Annotated in this window: 1 pseudogene; it reads right to left on the reverse strand. The window is 40.5% G+C overall.

The features are described 5' to 3' along the window. Positions 1-481 (reverse strand): annotated as a pseudogene (locus KH893_RS11820) (UDP-glucose--hexose-1-phosphate uridylyltransferase); the annotation flags it as partial.

Consider the following 481-nt stretch of genomic DNA (forward strand, 5'->3'; position numbering starts at 1 on the left):
TTTTTGATGTGTTGAACATCTTGGTGGGGATGAAAAATTCCATCCGGATATTTAACCGAGGTCTGATTGTCGCGTAAAACGACGTCGAAAATGTATTTTCCGTTTTCGAAATGGACAATTGGCGTTACGGTATGGTGACGAACACCATTGGTCTATGCTCTGACATCAACTGTTTCGTCTGAATAATTCATCCATTTTTTATGGATTAAATTAACAGTTTCAGCTAACTGCTCCTGATTTTCGCTGATTAAGCGAATTGTCGACATTGGCCATTTAACAATCCCGGCAGTGATACCATTAACTCCGAAATTAATTGGTCGATCGATTTTTGCTTTCATCATCGGGAAGAGGTGCCTTCCGCCTTGATAATGATCGTGGCTGAGCATTGACCCGCCAACAATCGGCAAATCGGCATTGCTGCCAACAAAATATTCTGGGAAAATACGAACAATTTCCAATAGATTGCTGAAAGTATGTTGAT

Source organism: Liquorilactobacillus sicerae (assembly GCF_029916425.1).
Taxonomy (GTDB): domain Bacteria; phylum Bacillota; class Bacilli; order Lactobacillales; family Lactobacillaceae; genus Liquorilactobacillus; species Liquorilactobacillus sicerae.